Genomic DNA, 16,108 nt, shown 5'->3' with positions numbered 1-16,108 from the left:
CGGCCGTCGCCGAGGCCGGCAAAGCGCGCAGGCCGTCGCGCCGCCTCACGCGGACTGAAATTGCGGAAATTTTCCGCCGCTTCTCGCTCGCCAATCCAGAGCCCAAGGGCGAGCTCGAGCATACCAACTCCTATACGCTCCTGGTGGCCGTCGTGCTCTCCGCGCAGGCGACCGACGCAGGCGTGAACAAGGCGACGCGCGCGCTTTTCGAAAAGGCCGACACGCCCCAGAAGATGCTGGCGCTCGGAGAGGACGTGGTGCGCGAGCACATCAAGTCCATCGGGCTGTTCCGCGCCAAGGCGAAGAACGTCATCCTGCTGAGCGAGAAGCTGATCCGCGAGTTCGGCGGGGAAGTGCCGCAAGACCGCGACGCTCTCGAGACGCTGCCGGGCGTGGGACGAAAGACCGCCAACGTGGTGATGAACGTGGCCTTCGGCGCGCCGACGATGGCGGTCGATACGCACGTGCTGCGCGTCTCCAACCGCATCGGGCTTTCTTCTGGAAAGACGCCGCTCCAGGTCGAGAAGGATCTGCTCGCGAAGATCCCACCTGAATACGGCGTGCCCGCGCACCACTGGCTCATCCTGCACGGGCGCTATGTGTGCAAGGCGCGCCGCCCGGCCTGCCCGACCTGCCTCATCCGCGACATCTGCCGCTATCCCGACAAGACGCCACCGGCGGCGTGAGGCTCGCGCTTTTTTCGTCGTGCTTCCCGCCGGTCACCTGAAGACGCAGCAGTCGTCAGGGCATGCGCACGGCGATGCCGGCCGCCGCCATATGGCGCTTGGCCTCGCCGATGGTGTGGGTGCCGAAGTGGAAGATCGAGGCGGCGAGCACAGCACTCGCATGGCCTTCCTTTACGCCCGCGACCAGATGATCGAGCGTGCCGACACCGCCCGATGCAATGACGGGGATGGCCACGGCGTCAGCGACAGCGCGCGTCAGCTCGATATCGAAGCCCGACTTGGTGCCATCGCGATCCATCGAGGTGAGCAGGATCTCGCCCGCGCCGAGCGCCTCGACCTCACGCGCATAGGCGATCGCGTCGAGACCCGTCGGCTTGCGTCCGCCGTGCGTGAAGATCTCCCAGCGCGCCGGCTCGCCCTCCGCCGACACGCGCTTGGCGTCGACGGCGATGACTATGCACTGGGCGCCGAACTTTTCAGAGGCCTCGCGCACGAAATCGCGATTGAAGACCGCGGCGGTGTTGATCGAGACCTTGTCGGCGCCGGCTTCGAGAAGCTTGCGGATGTCCTCCACCGTGCGCACGCCGCCGCCGACCGTGAGCGGCACGAAGCAGCGTTCGGCCGTGCGCTCCACGACGTCGAAGATCACGTCGCGCGCCTCTTGGGAGGCCGTAATGTCGAGGAAGCAGAGCTCGTCTGCGCCGGCGGCGTCGTAGGCCGCGGCTGCCTCCACGGGATCGCCCGCGTCGACGAGGTCGACGAAGTTGACGCCCTTGACGACACGCCCGTCCTTCACATCGAGGCACGGGATGATACGGGTTTTCAGCATGGTGTCCTCAGCTTGCGGCGTTGAGAAGCGCCAGCGCTTCCCGTGGATCGAGGCGTCCGTCGTAGAGCGCGCGGCCGGTGATCGCGCCTTCCAGCATTGCATTCTCAGGCCGCAAGAGCGCCCTCACGTCATCGATCGAAGCGAGGCCGCCGGAGGCGATGACCGGGATCGCCGTGGCGCGGGCGAGCTCCGCCGTTGACTTGAGGTTGAGCCCCTTGAGGACGCCGTCGCGATCGATGTCGGTATAGATGATGGCGGCGACGCCGGCGTCCTCGAAGCGGCGCGCGAGGTCGATGGCAGACAGCTCCGACGTCTCCGCCCAGCCTTCCACCGCCACCTTGCCGCCCCTGGCGTCGATGCCGACGGCGACGCGGCCGGGGAACCTCTTGCACGCTTCACGCACGAGCGCGGGATCGCGGACCGCCACCGTACCCAGGATGACGCGGCGTATGCCGCGCGCGAGCCAAGTCTCGATGGTTGCGAGATCACGGATGCCGCCGCCGAGCTGGGCCGGCATGGCGACCGCCTTCAAAATCGCCTCGACGGCGGACGCGTTGACCGGCTTGCCGGCGAACGCGCCATTCAGATCGACAATGTGCAGGTACTCGAAGCCCTGTTCCTCGAAAGCTTTCGCCTGCGCAGCCGGATCATCGTTGAAGACCGTCGCCTCGTTCATGTCTCCCAGCCGGAGGCGGACGCATTTGCCGTCCTTGAGGTCGATGGCAGGAAATAGGATCACTCGAAACCCTCGCAGTCCCTGAAAGCTCTGGCGGCGCGCCCGCCACAAGTTTGCTATGGTCTTGCCCGATCAACAGAGTTTGTCGCCGAGCGTCAAGTCCGCGTATCAATCATGCAGTCGGCCTATCCCGCAAAATCCTATTCTCGCCCGCACCCGGCGATGGCGCGCCCTTCGCTCACCGAGCGGGACGCTGTCGACATCTGGATCGCGCGCTGGCTCAGAACCCGTCCGAGCGACCTCATCCGGCGCTATGGGTGCGACCCGCGGCGGCTCTACGAGATCTGGCAGGAAGACCGTTTCCCGGGCAGCCGCGATAAGGCGCTGGCGCTTTTTCTCAAGCGGCATCCGAAGCTTGTGGAGCGCATTGATCCGGGGCCGCATGTGCGCCTCACCCGGGGCTCGCATCCGGGCCAGCTTGATCTCTTTGACTAGAGCGCCCCTCGCACAAGCGCAATCTAAGTTGTTGTGCCTAGACATTAATTTCACACAACCGACACGAGGCGTCTCGCCGTGGGTCCACAGGAGAGGGGCGCCCGCACGGACGAGTTGCAGCGCCACAATCTCACATGCAACAATGTGACGTGTTGTGTCGATTGCGCGCGTGTGCCCTAAGTTCTGTGGGCTGCTGGTCGAACCGGGAGGCCCACGAACGACGTCGCAACGGGTCTTTCAGCCTCGGCCCCCACGAGAACAAAGTCCGAACAGACTCTAGACGTGGCTGCCGACTCATGCCACGTTCCCTCTACGTTCTCACCGCGTCGCCCCCCCCTCTTCTCGCCCACGGAGAGCCCCATGCGCACCTATCTCATTTCGTACGATCTCGCTAAGCCGCATCTCATCAAGCACATCGTTGCTCACGCCATCATGGCCGCCGGTCAAAGCTGGGCGCGCCCGCTCGAGCAGACCTGGTATGTGCGCTCGAACGAGAGCGAGGAGGCGCTGGAAGCAAAATTGACCCGCGTGCTCGATATCGATGACGGTCTCCTCATCCAGCGCGTGAAAGACGACGCGATCCTGACCAACACCTCTATCCGCTGGTTCAAGCGCCGCCAGGCGGGCGTCGAAACCGGCGGCGACACCAACATCGTTGCGTTCCCGATGCCGAAGGCCGGCCTCACCGACGAGCCGGAGCTGCCTTTCGCGGAAGCGTGCTAAGCACGTGCGTCCGGAAAAGTGGAAGCTGCTTTTCCGTTCAGAAGCACGATGAGCTTGCGTTCTGTTGCGTCCGTTGCGTTTTTGCGTCGAGCCGCACGGTGCTCCCCCCATCGCGCGCCAAGCGTCGCTCAGCGAAAAGGGAGGCTTTCAAGCCTCCCTTTTCTGCGTCTGGCGAACCCAGGCTAGAGCATTTTCCGTTCGCTTGCGCTCACTGCAAATTCTCTAGTTGCTTGTTTGAGCGAGCATCTTCACCCATTCGGGCGATTTCGTCCGAATGGGATCTGCTCTATATCTCAGGCGATCATGCCTTCAGGAACTCGCTCGCCCTGAAGAGTGACGCGAAGGGGATGCCGGCGTCTGCGTAGAGCTTCGCGGCCCCTTCCTCGCGGTCGAGGATCGAGATGACGAGATCGATCGTCGCGCCCGCGGCCTGGAGCGCTGCAACGGCCTTCATGGCCGAGCCGCCCGTGGTCGTCACATCCTCGACGATGGCGACACGCTTGCCAGCGACGTCGCTCAAGCCCTCGACGAGCTTCCGCGTGCCGTGGTCCTTTACGGTCTTGCGCACGAAGAAGCCCGGAAGCGAGCGGCCCGCACGGCGCGCCGCGATGGAGATAGGCGTGATCAGCGGCACGGCGCCCATCTCGAGGCCGCCCACGATATCGGCGCTGGTCCCCGCAATGCGCGCAGAGATCAGCGTCGCCAGCAACTCCGCGCCCTCGGGGTCGAACATCGTGGGCTTCATGTCGAAGTAGTGGTCGCTCTCCTTGCCGGAGGCGAGCACGACGTGGCCGCGCACGAAGGATTTCGTGCGTACGATCTCGAAGAGGCGGGCGTGGGCGCCGGTGATGTCTGTCATGGGCACGGATCCAAAGTTGCGTGGGTTGCTCATAGACGGCGCGCGGCGAGGCGTCCACTTCATCGGGGCTCGTGCTCCAGGGTGTGCTTAGATTTTCTCGGGGGCGCGTGTCCGCGCCCACCTCAAACGATCCGGCCCCAGGGCCGCCACTTGAGGAAGTTGGCGAGGAGGGCGAGGCCGAGGGCCTGGCTCTTCTCCGGGTGGAACTGCGTGCCGGCGATATTGCCGCTGGCGACGAGGGCCGTAACCGGGCCGCCGTAGTCCGTCTCCGCCACGACGACGGCGCGGTCCTCGGGCACGAAGTGATACGAATGCACGAAGTAGGCATGGAGCCCGTTCGGCCCAGTTGGGATGCCGGCGAGAAGCGGATGCTCGCGGCGCACGTCGAGCGTGTTCCAGCCCATGTGCGGGATCTTGAGCGCGGGATCTGCCGTGCGGATCGCCTGCACCTCGCCCGCAATCCAGCCGAGCCCGTCCGCCGTCTCGAACTCGCGGCCGCGTGAGGCAAGAAGCTGCATGCCGACGCAGATGCCGAGAAACGGGCGGGCGCGGATGCGGACGGCGTCCTCGAGGGCCTCGCGTAAGCCCGGCACGGCTTCGAGGCCGCGCTTGCAATCGGCGAAGGCGCCGACGCCGGGGAGCACCAGGCGGTCTGCCGCACGCACGTCTTCAGCGCGCGCGCTGACGACGATCTCAGAGTCTAGGCCTCCCTCGCGCGCGGCACGCTCGAAGGCCTTCGCGGCCGAGTGAAGATTGCCGGAGCCGTAATCGATGATGACGACGCGCTGCATATGGGGGTCAGGTTTTGACGGCGAACTTGCTGCGAAGGCGAGCGGACAGACGGCGAAGCGCCGTCTCGAGACCCGCGGCGGGATGGTCATAGGCGGCGGAGCCGGACGCTGCTGCGTATCCCGGCATCTCGGCCGGGAGCGAGGGCAGCCACGCGTCGAAGAAACGACGCTCGGCGTCATCCTGCCCGCGGCCGCTGACAGCGGCGATCTCACGCCATCCCTTGCGCGTAAGCGACCAACGCTTGAGTGCGCCGAGCTCGAATCCCGTGAGCACGTTCAGCAGCACGAACGCGAGAGCGCCCCATTCATTGCCGGCACCGGCGAAGCGCAGGGCCGTCGCCAACGCGGCGGCGGCCACGGCATAGGCGGCCAAAGCGAGCCATTCGCCACGCAACAGAAGATAGACCGGGGAGAAAAGCGCCGCGCGCCAGGAAAAGCCGTCGCGGAGAAAAAGCAGCCGCTCGGCTCGCTCGATCCTGGTGCCGCCTGGCTCGGGCGGCTCGTGAACGGTGAAGACAGACACGCGACCCGTCCCGCTAAACAGCAGATGCAGCATCAGGCCAGCATCCCCTTGGTCGAGGGAACGCGCCCCGCCTGCCGTGGATCCAGCGCGACAGCGCTACGAAGCGCGCGCGCCAAGCCTTTGTAGCAGCTTTCGACGATGTGGTGGTTGTTCTCGCCATAGAGGCTTGCGACGTGGAGCGTGATGCCCGCATTCTGCGCGAAAGCCTGGAACCACTCACGGAACAGCTCCGTATCCATGTCGCCGATCTTCGGCTGCGAGAAGTCCACCTTCCAGACCAGATAGGGCCGGCCGGAAATATCGATGGCGACCCGGGTCAGCGCCTCGTCCATCGGGAGGTGCACGTCCGCGTAGCGCGTGATGCCGTGCTTGTCGCCGAGCGCCTTCGCGACCGCCTGGCCGAGCACGATGCCGCTGTCCTCGGTCGTGTGATGGAAGTCGATGTGCAGATCGCCCTTCGCCTCCAGCTTGATGTCGAAAAGGCCATGGCGGGCGATCTGCTCCAGCATATGATCCAGAAAGCCGATGCCCGTTGAGATCTCCGACGCACCGGTGCCGTCGAGATCGACGCTGGCCGTGATCTGGGTCTCCTTGGTCCTGCGGGAGATGGTGGCTTGCCGCTTCACGTTCCATCCTCGATGGGCAGGAGGCCAAACGTACATCCTGCCGTTGTTGCCTTAATGAAACTCAGCGTTTATCAGCTTCGGGAGCCAGGTGCCAGAGTGTGGCCCGGCAGCTTATCGCAGCATTAGGACCCATGACCGACACCCCTCACAGCCCAGCAGGCGCATCCTGGCACGCCACGACCATCCTGACCGTGCGCAAGGACGGCCGCGTTGTGATCGCGGGCGACGGGCAGGTGAGCCTCGGGGCCACCATCATCAAGGCCAACGCGCGCAAGGTGCGCCAGCTCGGCACCGGCGGCGTGATCGCCGGCTTTGCGGGCGCGACGGCCGACGCATTTACCCTGTTCGAGCGCCTCGAGGCCAAGCTCGAGCAGTATCCCGGCCAGCTCATGCGCGCCGCGGTCGAGCTCGCCAAGGACTGGCGCACCGATCGCTTCCTCCGGCGGCTCGAAGCCATGATGATCGTGGCCGACATAGACGTGACGCTGGTGCTCACCGGCACTGGCGACGTGCTCGAGCCGGAGCATCACGTGATGGGCATCGGGTCGGGCGGCATGTACGCGCTCGCGGCGGCGCGGGCGCTCATCGATCAGCCGCTCGATGCGGAGACCATCGCGCGCCGCGCCATGGGCATCGCCGGCGAGATCTGCGTCTATACGAACGACAACCTCGTCCTCGAAAGCCTGCCATCGTCGAAATAACGCCTTCCTTGCGTCGGAGCTCACATGGGTTGGATCTTTCTGTTGCTCGGCGGTGCACTCGAGGTCGCTTTCACCACCGCCATCCGCTATACGGACGGCTTCACCAAATTCCTGCCGACCACGATCGTCCTGGCGCTGGCTGCGATCAGCATCTACTTCGTGTCCAAGTCATCGGAGACCATCCCGCTCGGAACCGCGTATGCGGCGTGGGGCGGTATCGGCGCCATCGGCACGGTCGTCGTTGGCGTCCTCTACTACGGCGAGCCCGTGACGTTCGGGCGCATGTTCTTTCTATCCCTGCTCATCATTTCCCTTGCCGGGTTGAAGCTCGTCACGGATTGAGGCCATCGCTTAATGACCAACTTCTCGCCGCGTGAAATCGTCTCCGAGCTCGACCGCTACATCGTCGGGCAGGGCGATGCCAAGCGCGCCGTCGCCATCGCACTCAGGAACCGCTGGCGGCGCCAGCAGCTCGAGGGGCCTCTCAAGGACGAGGTCCTGCCGAAAAACATCCTCATGATCGGGCCGACGGGCGTCGGCAAGACGGAGATCGCCCGCCGGCTCGCGAAACTCGCCGGCGCGCCGTTCCTCAAGGTCGAGGCGACGAAGTTCACGGAAGTCGGCTATGTCGGGCGCGACGTCGAGAGCATCATCCGCGACCTCGTCGAGGTGGGGCTTCAGCTCGTGCGCGAGGCCAAGCGGAAGGAAGTGCGCGCACAGGCCGAGAAGAATGCCGAGGAGCGCGTGCTCGACGCGCTGGTGGGCCCAACAGCCTCGCCCGGGACGCGCGAGACGTTCCGCAAGCGGCTCCGGGACAACGAGCTCAACGACAAGACCATCGAGATCCATGTGTCGGAGAGCGCGAACCTGCCCATGCTCGACATTCCGGGCATGCCGGGCGCGTCGGTCGGCGCTATCAATCTCGGCGACATTTTCGGAAAGATGATGGGCGGGCGCACGAAGCCGCGCCGCATCAGCGTCAAGGACAGCCACAAGCTCCTGATCGCCGAGGAGAGCGACAAGCTGATCGACTCCGAGCAGATCACGGGAGAAGCGATCCGCGCCGTCGAAAACAACGGCATCGTGTTCCTAGACGAGATCGACAAGATCTGCTCGCGTGGCGAAACGGGGCGCGCGGGCGCGGAAGTCTCGCGCGAGGGCGTGCAGCGCGACCTGCTGCCTCTGATCGAAGGCACGAGCGTATCGACGAAATACGGGCCGGTGAAGACGGACCATGTGCTCTTCATCGCATCGGGCGCCTTCCACGTGGCCAAGCCCGCGGACCTGCTGCCGGAGCTGCAGGGCCGGCTGCCCATCCGCGTCGAGCTCAAGGCGCTGACGCGGGAAGATTTCCGGCGCATCCTGACCGAGCCGGAAGCGAGCCTGATCAAGCAATACACGGCGCTGATGGCGACCGAGGGGCTGGCCCTCAGCTTCACGGAGGATGCGATCGACGCGCTGGCGGATACCGCCGTGCTGGTCAATGCGACGGTTGAAAACATCGGCGCTCGGCGGCTCCAGACGGTGATGGAGCGCGTGCTCGACGAGATCTCGTTCGAGGCGTCGGACCGCAGCGGGGACACGGTGACGATCGACGCCGCCTACGTGACGAGCCGCGTCGGCGAGCTGGCGAAGAACGCGGATCTTTCCAAGTTCATTCTTTGATGGCGTCGGCCGAGGTCTCGGATCGCGGACAGCTCGCGGCGTGCGCGCTTTCGCTGCCTGCGGGAACGGCCGATCCGCACCGCCTGCAGAGCGTATGAGAGCCCGGCTTCACGCCGTGCTCCAGCGCCACACGCTCGTCGAAGACGAAGCATTCGCCTTGCCAGAGGCTATCCTCGGACGGAACCGTCTCGAGGTATTTCAGGATGCCGCCTTCCAGGTGGTAGACCTCGGCAAATCCTTGCGAGAGCATGTAAGCTGAGGCCTTCTCGCAGCGGATGCCGCCCGTGCAGAACATGGCGATGCGCTTGTGTTTTTCGGGATCGAGCCGGGCGGCGACGAAATCCGGAAACTCGCCGAAGGTGCGCGTCACGGGATCGATGGCGCCCGGAAACGAGCCAACGGCAACCTCATAGGCGTTCCGCGTATCGACGACGATGACGTCCGGATCGGCGATCAGCGCATTCCAGTCTCGGGGCGCGACATAGGTGCCGACGCGCTTCGAAGGATCGGCCTCCGGCCGGCGCAGCGTCACGATCTCGCGCTTGAGCCGCACCTTGAGGCGGCCGAATGGCTCCGTCTCGGCGTAGGATTCCTTGCTCACGAGGTCGCCGAAGCGCGGATCGGATCGGAGCCAGGACAGGACGCGGCGCACGCCGGCCTCCGCCCCTGCAATGGTGGCGTTGATGCCTTCCGGCGCGATCAGGATGGTGCCCTTGATCGCGGCGTCCCGCGCTAAGGCGCGCACGCTTTCGCGAAACGCCGGCGGGTCGGCGATGGCGACGAACTTATAGAAAGTCGAGACGGTGACGGGCATGGCGCTTGCGTTTTTTTTCAGAGCCGTACCGGCTTAAGTGGAATTGGGAAACGGCTCTAAGTTTTTGTTTGATCGTGCTTCTTCTCGGACACCTGGCTTGCATGGCTTCGCCCGGTCTTTTTCTTGCATGGCTTCGCCATGACCGGTTCCCACTTTTCCGGAAGCACTCTTAGAGTGCGTCCACGAGCCGGTCGATCGCGCGCTTCATGGCGTCGAAGACGCCGGGCTCAGTCATCGAATGGCCGGCGCTCGGGACGATCTCGAGACTTGCTGCCGGCCAGCGCTTCGCCAGTTCATAGGCCGCGCGAGGCGGGCATAAAAGATCATAGCGTCCCTGGATGATCGCGCCTGGGATGGAGGCCAGCCGCCCCGCGCCATCGAGTAGCGCGTTTGGCGCCAGGAAAAAGCTGTTGGCGATGTAGTGCGCCTCCATGATCGGCGTCGGAGGGATGCGGCCTTCCGTGAGTTCCTGCGCGGACACCTCCGCCGCGGCCGGGGCGAACTCGGATAGGATCCGCTCGAACTGGAACCAGGCTCGAGCCGCGGCCGCCTGCGCATCGGCATCACTGCCCGTGAGGCGTGCGACGTAGGACTTGAGCGGATCGGCGCGCTCGTTCTCCGGCAGAGCGGCGCAGAAGCTTTCGTAAAGGTCGGGGCGCATCTCGGCCGCAGCGCGGCGGAAGGCCCAGTCGACCTCCGCGTCCGTGCCGAGAAACACCGCACGTAGCACGAGCCCCGCGACGCGCTCAGGGTGGGTCTCGGCATAAGCCAGGGCGAGCGTCGAGCCCCAGGAGCCGCCGACGATCAGCATCCGCTCGAAGCCCATGTGGGTGCGGATCCGCTCGATGTCGGCGACGAGATGGGGCGTGGTGTTGGCGTCTCTCGAGAGATAGGGATGGCTGCGCCCGGTGCCACGCTGATCGAACAGCACAGCATGGAAGCGCTCCGGATCGAACAGCAGGCGGTGGCTGCGCTGCGCCCCGCTGCCCGGGCCGCCGTGCAGGAAGAGCACAGGAACGCCGCCGCGCCTGCCGACCTCCTCGACATAGATCCAGTGGCCGTCGCCAACAGACAGCATGATGGCATCGAAAGGCCGTGGGGGTTCCGTGGCCCCGGGTTCGGTGCGCGCAGCGTTTCCTGTCGGAAGCGGCACGGCGCGGCGCCCTATACGTCCAGATTGGCGACGGTGAGAGCGTTCTCCTGGATGAACTCCCGGCGCGGTTCGACCACGTCGCCCATCAGCTTGGAGAAGATCTCGTCCACCTCGGAGACGTCGCCGATCTTCACCTGCAGAAGCGTGCGCGCATCGCGATCGAGGGTCGTCTCCCAGAGCTGCTCAGGATTCATCTCGCCGAGGCCCTTGTAGCGCTGCAGCGAGAGCCCCTTGCGGCCGGACTCGTAGATCGCATCCAGCAACGCGCGCGGGCCTTCGATGAACAGGGTCTCACCCTTGCGCCGCAGCTTGGTGCCGCTCCCGTAGACTTCGGCCAGATGCTCGCGCTTCTCATTGAGACGGCGCGCATCCAGCGAGGAGAGAAGCGCGCGGTCGAGCGCGTGCGCCTCGGTCACGCCGCGCACCTCGCGGCGGAACAGGAAGCCATCGTCACCGAACGTGCCGGACCAATCCTTCTCCGTCTCCTCAGCGACCTCGTTGAGGCGCGCAGCGACGGCGTCGGCCGCGCGGCCTGCCAAAGCGGGCTGATCGAGAAGCGCCGCATCGAACGCGCCGGCGATCGCCGCCTGCTCGACGATGGGACGCGCATAGCGGGAGTGGAGCTGATCGATCAGCCCCACGATCCCCCGCGCCTGATCCACGATTTCGCGCAGATCCCGGCCGCCGCGCTCTGCGCCGCCGGCGATCAGAACGGTGTCCTCGAGCCCGGTGTCGATCAGATAATCCTCGAGCGCGCGCTGATCCTTGAGATAGGCGCTGCTCTTGCCGCGCGTCACCTTGTAAAGCGGCGGCTGAGCGATGTAGACATGCCCGTTCTCCACCAGCTCCGGCATCTGGCGATAGAAGAACGTGAGCAGCAGCGTGCGGATGTGGGCGCCGTCCACGTCGGCGTCGGTCATGATGATGACCTTGTGATAGCGCAGCTTTGAAAGATCGAAGTCGTCGCGGATGCCGGTGCCGAGAGCGCCGATGATGTTCGTCACCTGCTCCGACGAGAGCATCTTGTCGATGCGCGCGCGCTCGACGTTCAGGATCTTACCGCGGATCGGCAGCACGGCTTGATACTCGCGCTTGCGGCCCTGCTTGGCGGAGCCTCCGGCCGAGTCGCCCTCGACGATGAAGAGCTCAGTGTTGGCCGGATCCCGATCCTGGCACTCGGCGAGGCCGCCCGGAAGGCGCAGCCCATCAAGTGCGCTCTTGCGGCGCGTCAGCTCGCGCGCCCGGCGCGCTGCCTCACGCGCAAGCGCCGCCTCGACGATCTTGCCGACGACGGCTTTCGCTTCCTTCGGATGCTCCTCGAACCATGCCGTGAGCTGATCCGAAACCACGCTCTCGACCACGGTCTTCACTTCGGACGAGACAAGCTTATCCTTCGTCTGGCTCGAGAACTTCGGATCCGGCACCTTGACCGAAAGCACGCAGGTGAGCCCTTCTCGCGCGTCCTCGCCCGAAAGGTCGACCTTCTCCTTCTTGGAGATGCCGCTGTCGGCTGCGTACTTATTGATGACGCGCGTGAGCGCGGCGCGGAAGCCCGCCAGATGCGTGCCGCCATCGCGCTGCGGAATGTTGTTCGTGAAGCAGAGCACGTTCTCGTGGTAGGTGTCGTTCCACCACAACGCCACCTCGACGCCGACGCGATCCTTCTCGGTGCGGATCATGATCGGCTCGGGGATGAGCGTCTGCTTCGAGCGATCGAGGAAGCGAACGAAAGCGGACGTGCCGCCGTCGTAAAGGAATTCCTGGCGCTTCACGTCGGCATGGCGCGCATCCGTGAGCACGATCTTGGCGCCGGAGTTGAGGAACGCCAGCTCGCGCAAACGGTGCTCGAGCGTCGCGTAGTCAAACTCCACCATCGAGAACGTTTCGGTGCTCGGAAGGAAGCTCACCTCGGTGCCGCGCTCGTCGCCGGCATCACCGACGATCTGAAGTGGACCGGTCGCGACGCCGTCGCGAAACTCGATCACGTGCTCCTTGCCACGGCGCCAGATGCGGGCGCGGAGCCATGTCGAAAGCGCGTTGACGACGGACACGCCGACGCCGTGCAGGCCGCCCGAGACCTTGTAGGAATTCTGATCGAACTTTCCGCCGGCGTGCAGCTCGGTGAAGACGATCTCCGTCGCCGAGCGCTTCGGCTCGTGGTCGTCGTCCTCCTTGATGCCGGTCGGGATGCCGCGGCCGTCGTCGCGTACGGTGCACGAGCCGTCGGGGTTCAGCGTCACCTCGCAGAACTGAGCGTGGCCGGCCAGAACCTCGTCGATCGCGTTGTCGACGACCTCGTAAATCATGTGGTGCAGGCCCGAGCCGTCATCCGTATCGCCGATGTACATGCCCGGACGTTTGCGCACCGCCTCGAGCCCCTTCAGCATCTTGATGCTGTCGGCACCATAGTCCTCGGGCAAAGGTGTAGTCTTGGCGGGCTGAGCGCTCATTCCGTTCCTGTAGCGAGATTTCTCCTGATCACCGGAAACTCTAGCACAGAGAGGATCAAAAAAGGCGAAAAAAGCGCGTCATAAAGACCGCAGCCCACGCTTATTTTTCATTTTTTATCAAGGCATTGAAGAAGAGGACCGAGAGTCGCGAGCAAAGGCCGCTCAGGCGCCTCGGAAAGGCTCGACGACGCCGTCGCGCACCTGCCAAAATTGCGCCCGTCCCGCAAGGCTCGCAAAGGCCTCACGATCCGTTCCTGTGAGCCAGGCCTGGGCGCCGAGACGCAGGAGTTCCGCGAACAACGCCGAGCGGCGGGCCACGTCCAGATGGGCCGTCACCTCATCGAGAAGCAGCAGCGGCGCCATCCCGTCGCGGCGCACGGCAACCAGCTCCGCGTGGGCGAGAAGCAGCCCCATGAGCAGCGCTTTCTGCTCGCCCGTGGAGGCTTGGCGCGCTGGCGTCGCCTTGGGCCCATGAGTAACAGCGAGATCGCTGCGATGCGGGCCGTCGAGCGCGCGGCCCGCGGCCCGGTCGCGCTCGCGCACCTCGAATAGGCGGCGTGCGTAAGCGTCCTCCACGTCCACAGCGGCACGAAGCGCGAGATCGGCGTCGACGGCGCCCTCAAGGCCTATGCCGCACCAGGGAAACGGGCTCTCCGGATCGCGCTCACGGCGCGCCGCGATCACAGAGGCAAGCGCAGCAACGGCCTCGGCCCGCGCGGCCGCGATGGCGACGCCCATCTCGGCCATGACGATCTCGAGCCCATCGAGCTGGGCTCCGCGCGTCACGCCGTCGGCGAGCAGCCGGTTACGCTGCGCCATGGCGCGTTCGAAGCGGCCGGCACGCGTGCGGTGGCCGGAATCGAAGCAGACGATGAGGCGGTCGAGGAAGCGGCGACGCTCCGAGGCCGGCCCCGTGAAGAGACCATCCGTTGCCGGCGTGACCCACACCATCTCCACATAATCGCCGAGCGCACCGGAGCCGGATTTCTGCTCGCCATCGATGCGCACGAGGCGGCCGGAGGCGCGCTCTCCGATCTGCGCGGGCGCCTGGCCGGTGCCGACGGTCACGGCGCCGTAAGCCGTGTGCACCCGGGCTGAGACGGACCAGCTTCCGTCACCGCCGGCGCGTGCGAGATCGGCAAGCGGCGCCTGGCGCAGGCCCTGCCCCGGCGCCAGCAGCGAGACGGCTTCAAGAACATTGGTCTTACCGGAACCGTTGGGGCCCGTGAGCACGATCGGCTCCGGCGCGAGTTCGAGGGCGAGCGCGCCATAGCTGCGGAAATGCGTGAGCGTCAGCCGCTCGACCCAAAGTCGCGGCGTGCTCTCAGCTTGCGCCGGCGTGCACGGTTCAATGGCTGAGGCCAAGGATCTTGTGTCTCTTCACAAAGCCGTTCCGGTCGAGGTGGAAGCGGGACACGGCACCAGGTTCGTTTGATCGTGCGTCTTATCGCAAAACCGGCATCCACGTTAGAGCACGTTCACGCTTATCGGAATCGGGTTGCGCGACGTGAACGCGCTCTAAGTTTTTTATTCGAGAGCGTGAGTCAGTTTCTCGGTGAATGCGTGTCCGCATCCACCTCAAACGATCAGGCTCAAGTACTACGCCGTCACCCCGGTCCAAGATCCCATGGCGAAGCCTGGCTCCGGCGCCGCCTGCCTCTTTCGGTCTCGCCCAAAAGTGGGAAGGCATTTGCGGACACCGGCCGTCCTCATACGCGCATCGGCATCAGCACGTAGAGCGCGTTGTCTTCCTCGGTGCCGCGGATCATAGTCGGCGAGCCGGGATCAGCGAGCAGGAAGCGCGCCTCCTCGCCTTCGAGCTGGCCGGCGATGTCGAGCAGATACTTGGCATTGAAGCCGATCTCGAGGGGAGCCGCCGTGTAGGTGACGTCGATCTCCTCCGTGGCGCTGCCGCCTTCCGGGTTGTTGACCGACAGCACCAGCTTGCCACTCGCGAGGTTGAGCTTCACCGCCCGCCCGCGCTCGCTGGCGATGGTGGAGACGCGATCCACCGCGCTCATGAAATCGGCGTTGGAAACGCGGAGCTCCTTGTCGTTGCCCTGCGGGATAACGCGTCCATAGTCGGGGAAGGTGCCATCGATCAGCTTCGACGTGAGCGTTACCGAGCCGATCTCGAAGCGGATCTTCGATGCCGAGACGGCGACATCAACAGTCTCCGCACTCTCCTCGATCAGCCGCTGCAATTCATGCACGGTCTTACGCGGGATGATCACGCCGGGCATGCCTTCGGCGCCCGCCGGGCGAGACAGCTCGGCTTGAGCGAGGCGGTGGCCATCCGTCGCCACGGCACGCAGCGTCGGCGCCTCGCCACCCTCCGCGATATGAAAATAGATGCCGTTCAGATAGTAGCGCGTCTCCTCAGTGGAGATCGCGAAGCGCGTTTTGTCGATCAGCCGCTTCAGATCCTTGGCCGCTACATGGAACGTGGTCCCGAGGTCGCCTGCATTGAGATCGGGGAAGTCCTCCGGCCCGAGCGTCTGCAGCGCGAAGCGCGCCTGACCGGCCGCGAGCGTCAAGCGCTCCTTCTCGGCGTCGCGGCGGATATCCACCTGGCTGCCTTCGGGGAGCTTGCGCACGATGTCGTGCAGGATGTGAGCAGGAACCGTGACGGCGCCCGGGGCTGCAACCTCGGCCCGCACCTCCTCGATCACCTCGCGCTCGAGATCGGTCGCCTTGAGCTCGAGCGCCTGGCCCGAGGCGCGCAGCAGCACGTTGGAGAGAATGGGAATGGTTGTGCGGCGCTCGACGACGCTTGTCACATGCCCGAGCGCCCTCAGAAGTTCACCGCGTTCGATCACAAGCCGCATCGGTAGCCTCGAAATTCGCAATCCCCGAACGGAGCGCCGGGGTCGCAGGTGGGGAAGAAAGGTCGCCCGTCTGTCCTCCGACACGCAGAGGGTTGAAGAAGCTCAGCGTTCGTCATGGATGAAAGGAATGGCGTGCGAGCACAACTTGCCCCGATCAGCCCTTGAATTTCAAGAGGCCGGAGCGACACGGGGAGAGCTTTCCCACGTGTCCTGACGGCTATCTCACATCCAGTCCAAGAAAAAACTTCGGGAGCAGCATCCTTGGACGCCGCTCCCGCCCCGCTTGGAC

17 protein-coding genes are annotated in these 16,108 nt (G+C 65.3%); 6 read left to right on the top strand and 11 right to left on the bottom strand.

The window, feature by feature from the left end; translation table 11 throughout:
* The first annotated feature begins 59 nt into the window (after nucleotides 1-59).
* Nucleotides 60-686 carry an endonuclease III gene (nth, locus tag V7P99_RS01990; RefSeq protein WP_442909852.1) on the top strand — a complete coding sequence of 209 codons (627 nt, stop codon included), beginning with the start codon at nucleotides 60-62 and terminating at the stop codon, nucleotides 684-686.
* A gap of 55 nt (nucleotides 687-741) precedes the next feature.
* Here nth and hisF read toward each other — a convergent pair whose 3' ends face one another.
* Both hisF and hisA read right to left on the bottom strand, forming a co-directional pair.
* Nucleotides 742-1,515 carry an imidazole glycerol phosphate synthase subunit HisF gene (hisF, locus tag V7P99_RS01985; protein WP_333793146.1) on the bottom strand — a complete coding sequence of 258 codons (774 nt, stop codon included), beginning with the start codon at nucleotides 1,513-1,515 and terminating at the stop codon, nucleotides 742-744.
* 7 nt (nucleotides 1,516-1,522) lie between these two features.
* Nucleotides 1,523-2,254 carry a 1-(5-phosphoribosyl)-5-[(5-phosphoribosylamino)methylideneamino]imidazole-4-carboxamide isomerase gene (hisA, locus tag V7P99_RS01980; RefSeq protein WP_333793145.1) on the bottom strand — a complete coding sequence of 244 codons (732 nt, stop codon included), beginning with the start codon at nucleotides 2,252-2,254 and terminating at the stop codon, nucleotides 1,523-1,525.
* 111 nt (nucleotides 2,255-2,365) lie between these two features.
* On the opposite strand from hisA, the gene V7P99_RS01975 reads away from it, so the two are divergent.
* Nucleotides 2,366-2,686, top strand: a complete 321-nt coding sequence (locus tag V7P99_RS01975) for a hypothetical protein (RefSeq protein ID WP_333793144.1) — start codon at nucleotides 2,366-2,368, stop codon at nucleotides 2,684-2,686.
* 360 nt (nucleotides 2,687-3,046) lie between these two features.
* Nucleotides 3,047-3,409, top strand: a complete 363-nt coding sequence (locus tag V7P99_RS01970) for a hypothetical protein (protein WP_333793143.1) — start codon at nucleotides 3,047-3,049, stop codon at nucleotides 3,407-3,409.
* A gap of 301 nt (nucleotides 3,410-3,710) precedes the next feature.
* Here V7P99_RS01970 and pyrE read toward each other — a convergent pair whose 3' ends face one another.
* The 4 genes from pyrE to hisB all read right to left on the bottom strand — a co-directional run bounded on the left by pyrE (nucleotide 3,711) and on the right by hisB (nucleotide 6,244).
* Nucleotides 3,711-4,268 (bottom strand): orotate phosphoribosyltransferase, encoded by a 558-nt coding sequence (gene pyrE, locus V7P99_RS01965; protein ID WP_333793142.1) that lies wholly within the window; start codon nucleotides 4,266-4,268, stop codon nucleotides 3,711-3,713.
* Nucleotides 4,269-4,390: 122 nt separating this feature from the next.
* Nucleotides 4,391-5,059, bottom strand: coding sequence for an imidazole glycerol phosphate synthase subunit HisH (hisH, locus tag V7P99_RS01960; protein ID WP_333793141.1), 669 nt, complete (start codon nucleotides 5,057-5,059; stop codon nucleotides 4,391-4,393).
* 7 nt (nucleotides 5,060-5,066) lie between these two features.
* Entirely contained in the window at nucleotides 5,067-5,615 is a 549-nt protein-coding gene (locus V7P99_RS01955) for a DUF2628 domain-containing protein (RefSeq protein ID WP_333793140.1), read from the bottom strand.
* Entirely contained in the window at nucleotides 5,615-6,244 is a 630-nt protein-coding gene (gene hisB, locus V7P99_RS01950) for an imidazoleglycerol-phosphate dehydratase HisB (RefSeq protein ID WP_333793139.1), read from the bottom strand. The genes V7P99_RS01955 and hisB overlap by 1 nt, the downstream gene beginning before the upstream one ends.
* Nucleotides 6,245-6,339: 95 nt before the next feature.
* Here hisB and hslV point away from each other — a divergent pair, with 95 nt between their 5' ends.
* From hslV to hslU, 3 genes are read left to right on the top strand one after another with little or no spacing between them, the layout of a single operon-like run.
* Nucleotides 6,340-6,909 (top strand): ATP-dependent protease subunit HslV, encoded by a 570-nt coding sequence (gene hslV, locus V7P99_RS01945; protein WP_333793138.1) that lies wholly within the window; start codon nucleotides 6,340-6,342, stop codon nucleotides 6,907-6,909.
* Between the two features lie 24 nt (nucleotides 6,910-6,933).
* Nucleotides 6,934-7,251, top strand: a complete 318-nt coding sequence (locus V7P99_RS01940; protein WP_333793137.1) for a DMT family transporter — start codon at nucleotides 6,934-6,936, stop codon at nucleotides 7,249-7,251.
* Nucleotides 7,252-7,263: 12 nt separating this feature from the next.
* Complete coding sequence (gene hslU / locus V7P99_RS01935) at nucleotides 7,264-8,574, top strand: ATP-dependent protease ATPase subunit HslU (protein WP_333793136.1); 1,311 nt, start codon at nucleotides 7,264-7,266, stop codon at nucleotides 8,572-8,574.
* On the opposite strand, the gene trhO is transcribed toward hslU, so the two are convergent.
* The 5 genes from trhO to dnaN form a co-directional block, all read right to left on the bottom strand.
* A complete protein-coding gene (trhO, locus tag V7P99_RS01930) occupies nucleotides 8,564-9,388 on the bottom strand; it encodes an oxygen-dependent tRNA uridine(34) hydroxylase TrhO (RefSeq protein ID WP_333793135.1) in 825 nt (274 codons plus the stop codon). The genes hslU and trhO overlap by 11 nt on opposite strands.
* 169 nt (nucleotides 9,389-9,557) lie before the next feature.
* Nucleotides 9,558-10,541, bottom strand: coding sequence for a prolyl aminopeptidase (gene pip / locus V7P99_RS01925; RefSeq protein WP_333793134.1), 984 nt, complete (start codon nucleotides 10,539-10,541; stop codon nucleotides 9,558-9,560).
* An 11-nt stretch (nucleotides 10,542-10,552) separates the two neighbouring features.
* Nucleotides 10,553-12,991 (bottom strand): DNA topoisomerase (ATP-hydrolyzing) subunit B, encoded by a 2,439-nt coding sequence (gene gyrB / locus V7P99_RS01920; RefSeq protein WP_333793133.1) that lies wholly within the window; start codon nucleotides 12,989-12,991, stop codon nucleotides 10,553-10,555.
* A 162-nt stretch (nucleotides 12,992-13,153) separates the two neighbouring features.
* Nucleotides 13,154-14,356, bottom strand: coding sequence for a DNA replication/repair protein RecF (recF, locus tag V7P99_RS01915; protein WP_333793132.1), 1,203 nt, complete (start codon nucleotides 14,354-14,356; stop codon nucleotides 13,154-13,156).
* A 344-nt stretch (nucleotides 14,357-14,700) separates the two neighbouring features.
* A complete protein-coding gene (gene dnaN / locus V7P99_RS01910; RefSeq protein WP_333793131.1) occupies nucleotides 14,701-15,819 on the bottom strand; it encodes a DNA polymerase III subunit beta in 1,119 nt (372 codons plus the stop codon).
* Nucleotides 15,820-16,108 lie beyond the last annotated feature (289 nt).

It is taken from the genome of Hyphomicrobium sp., from assembly GCF_036780825.1.
Taxonomy (GTDB): domain Bacteria; phylum Pseudomonadota; class Alphaproteobacteria; order Rhizobiales; family Hyphomicrobiaceae; genus Hyphomicrobium_C.
This window is presented reverse-complemented; position numbering and strand designations above follow the sequence as displayed.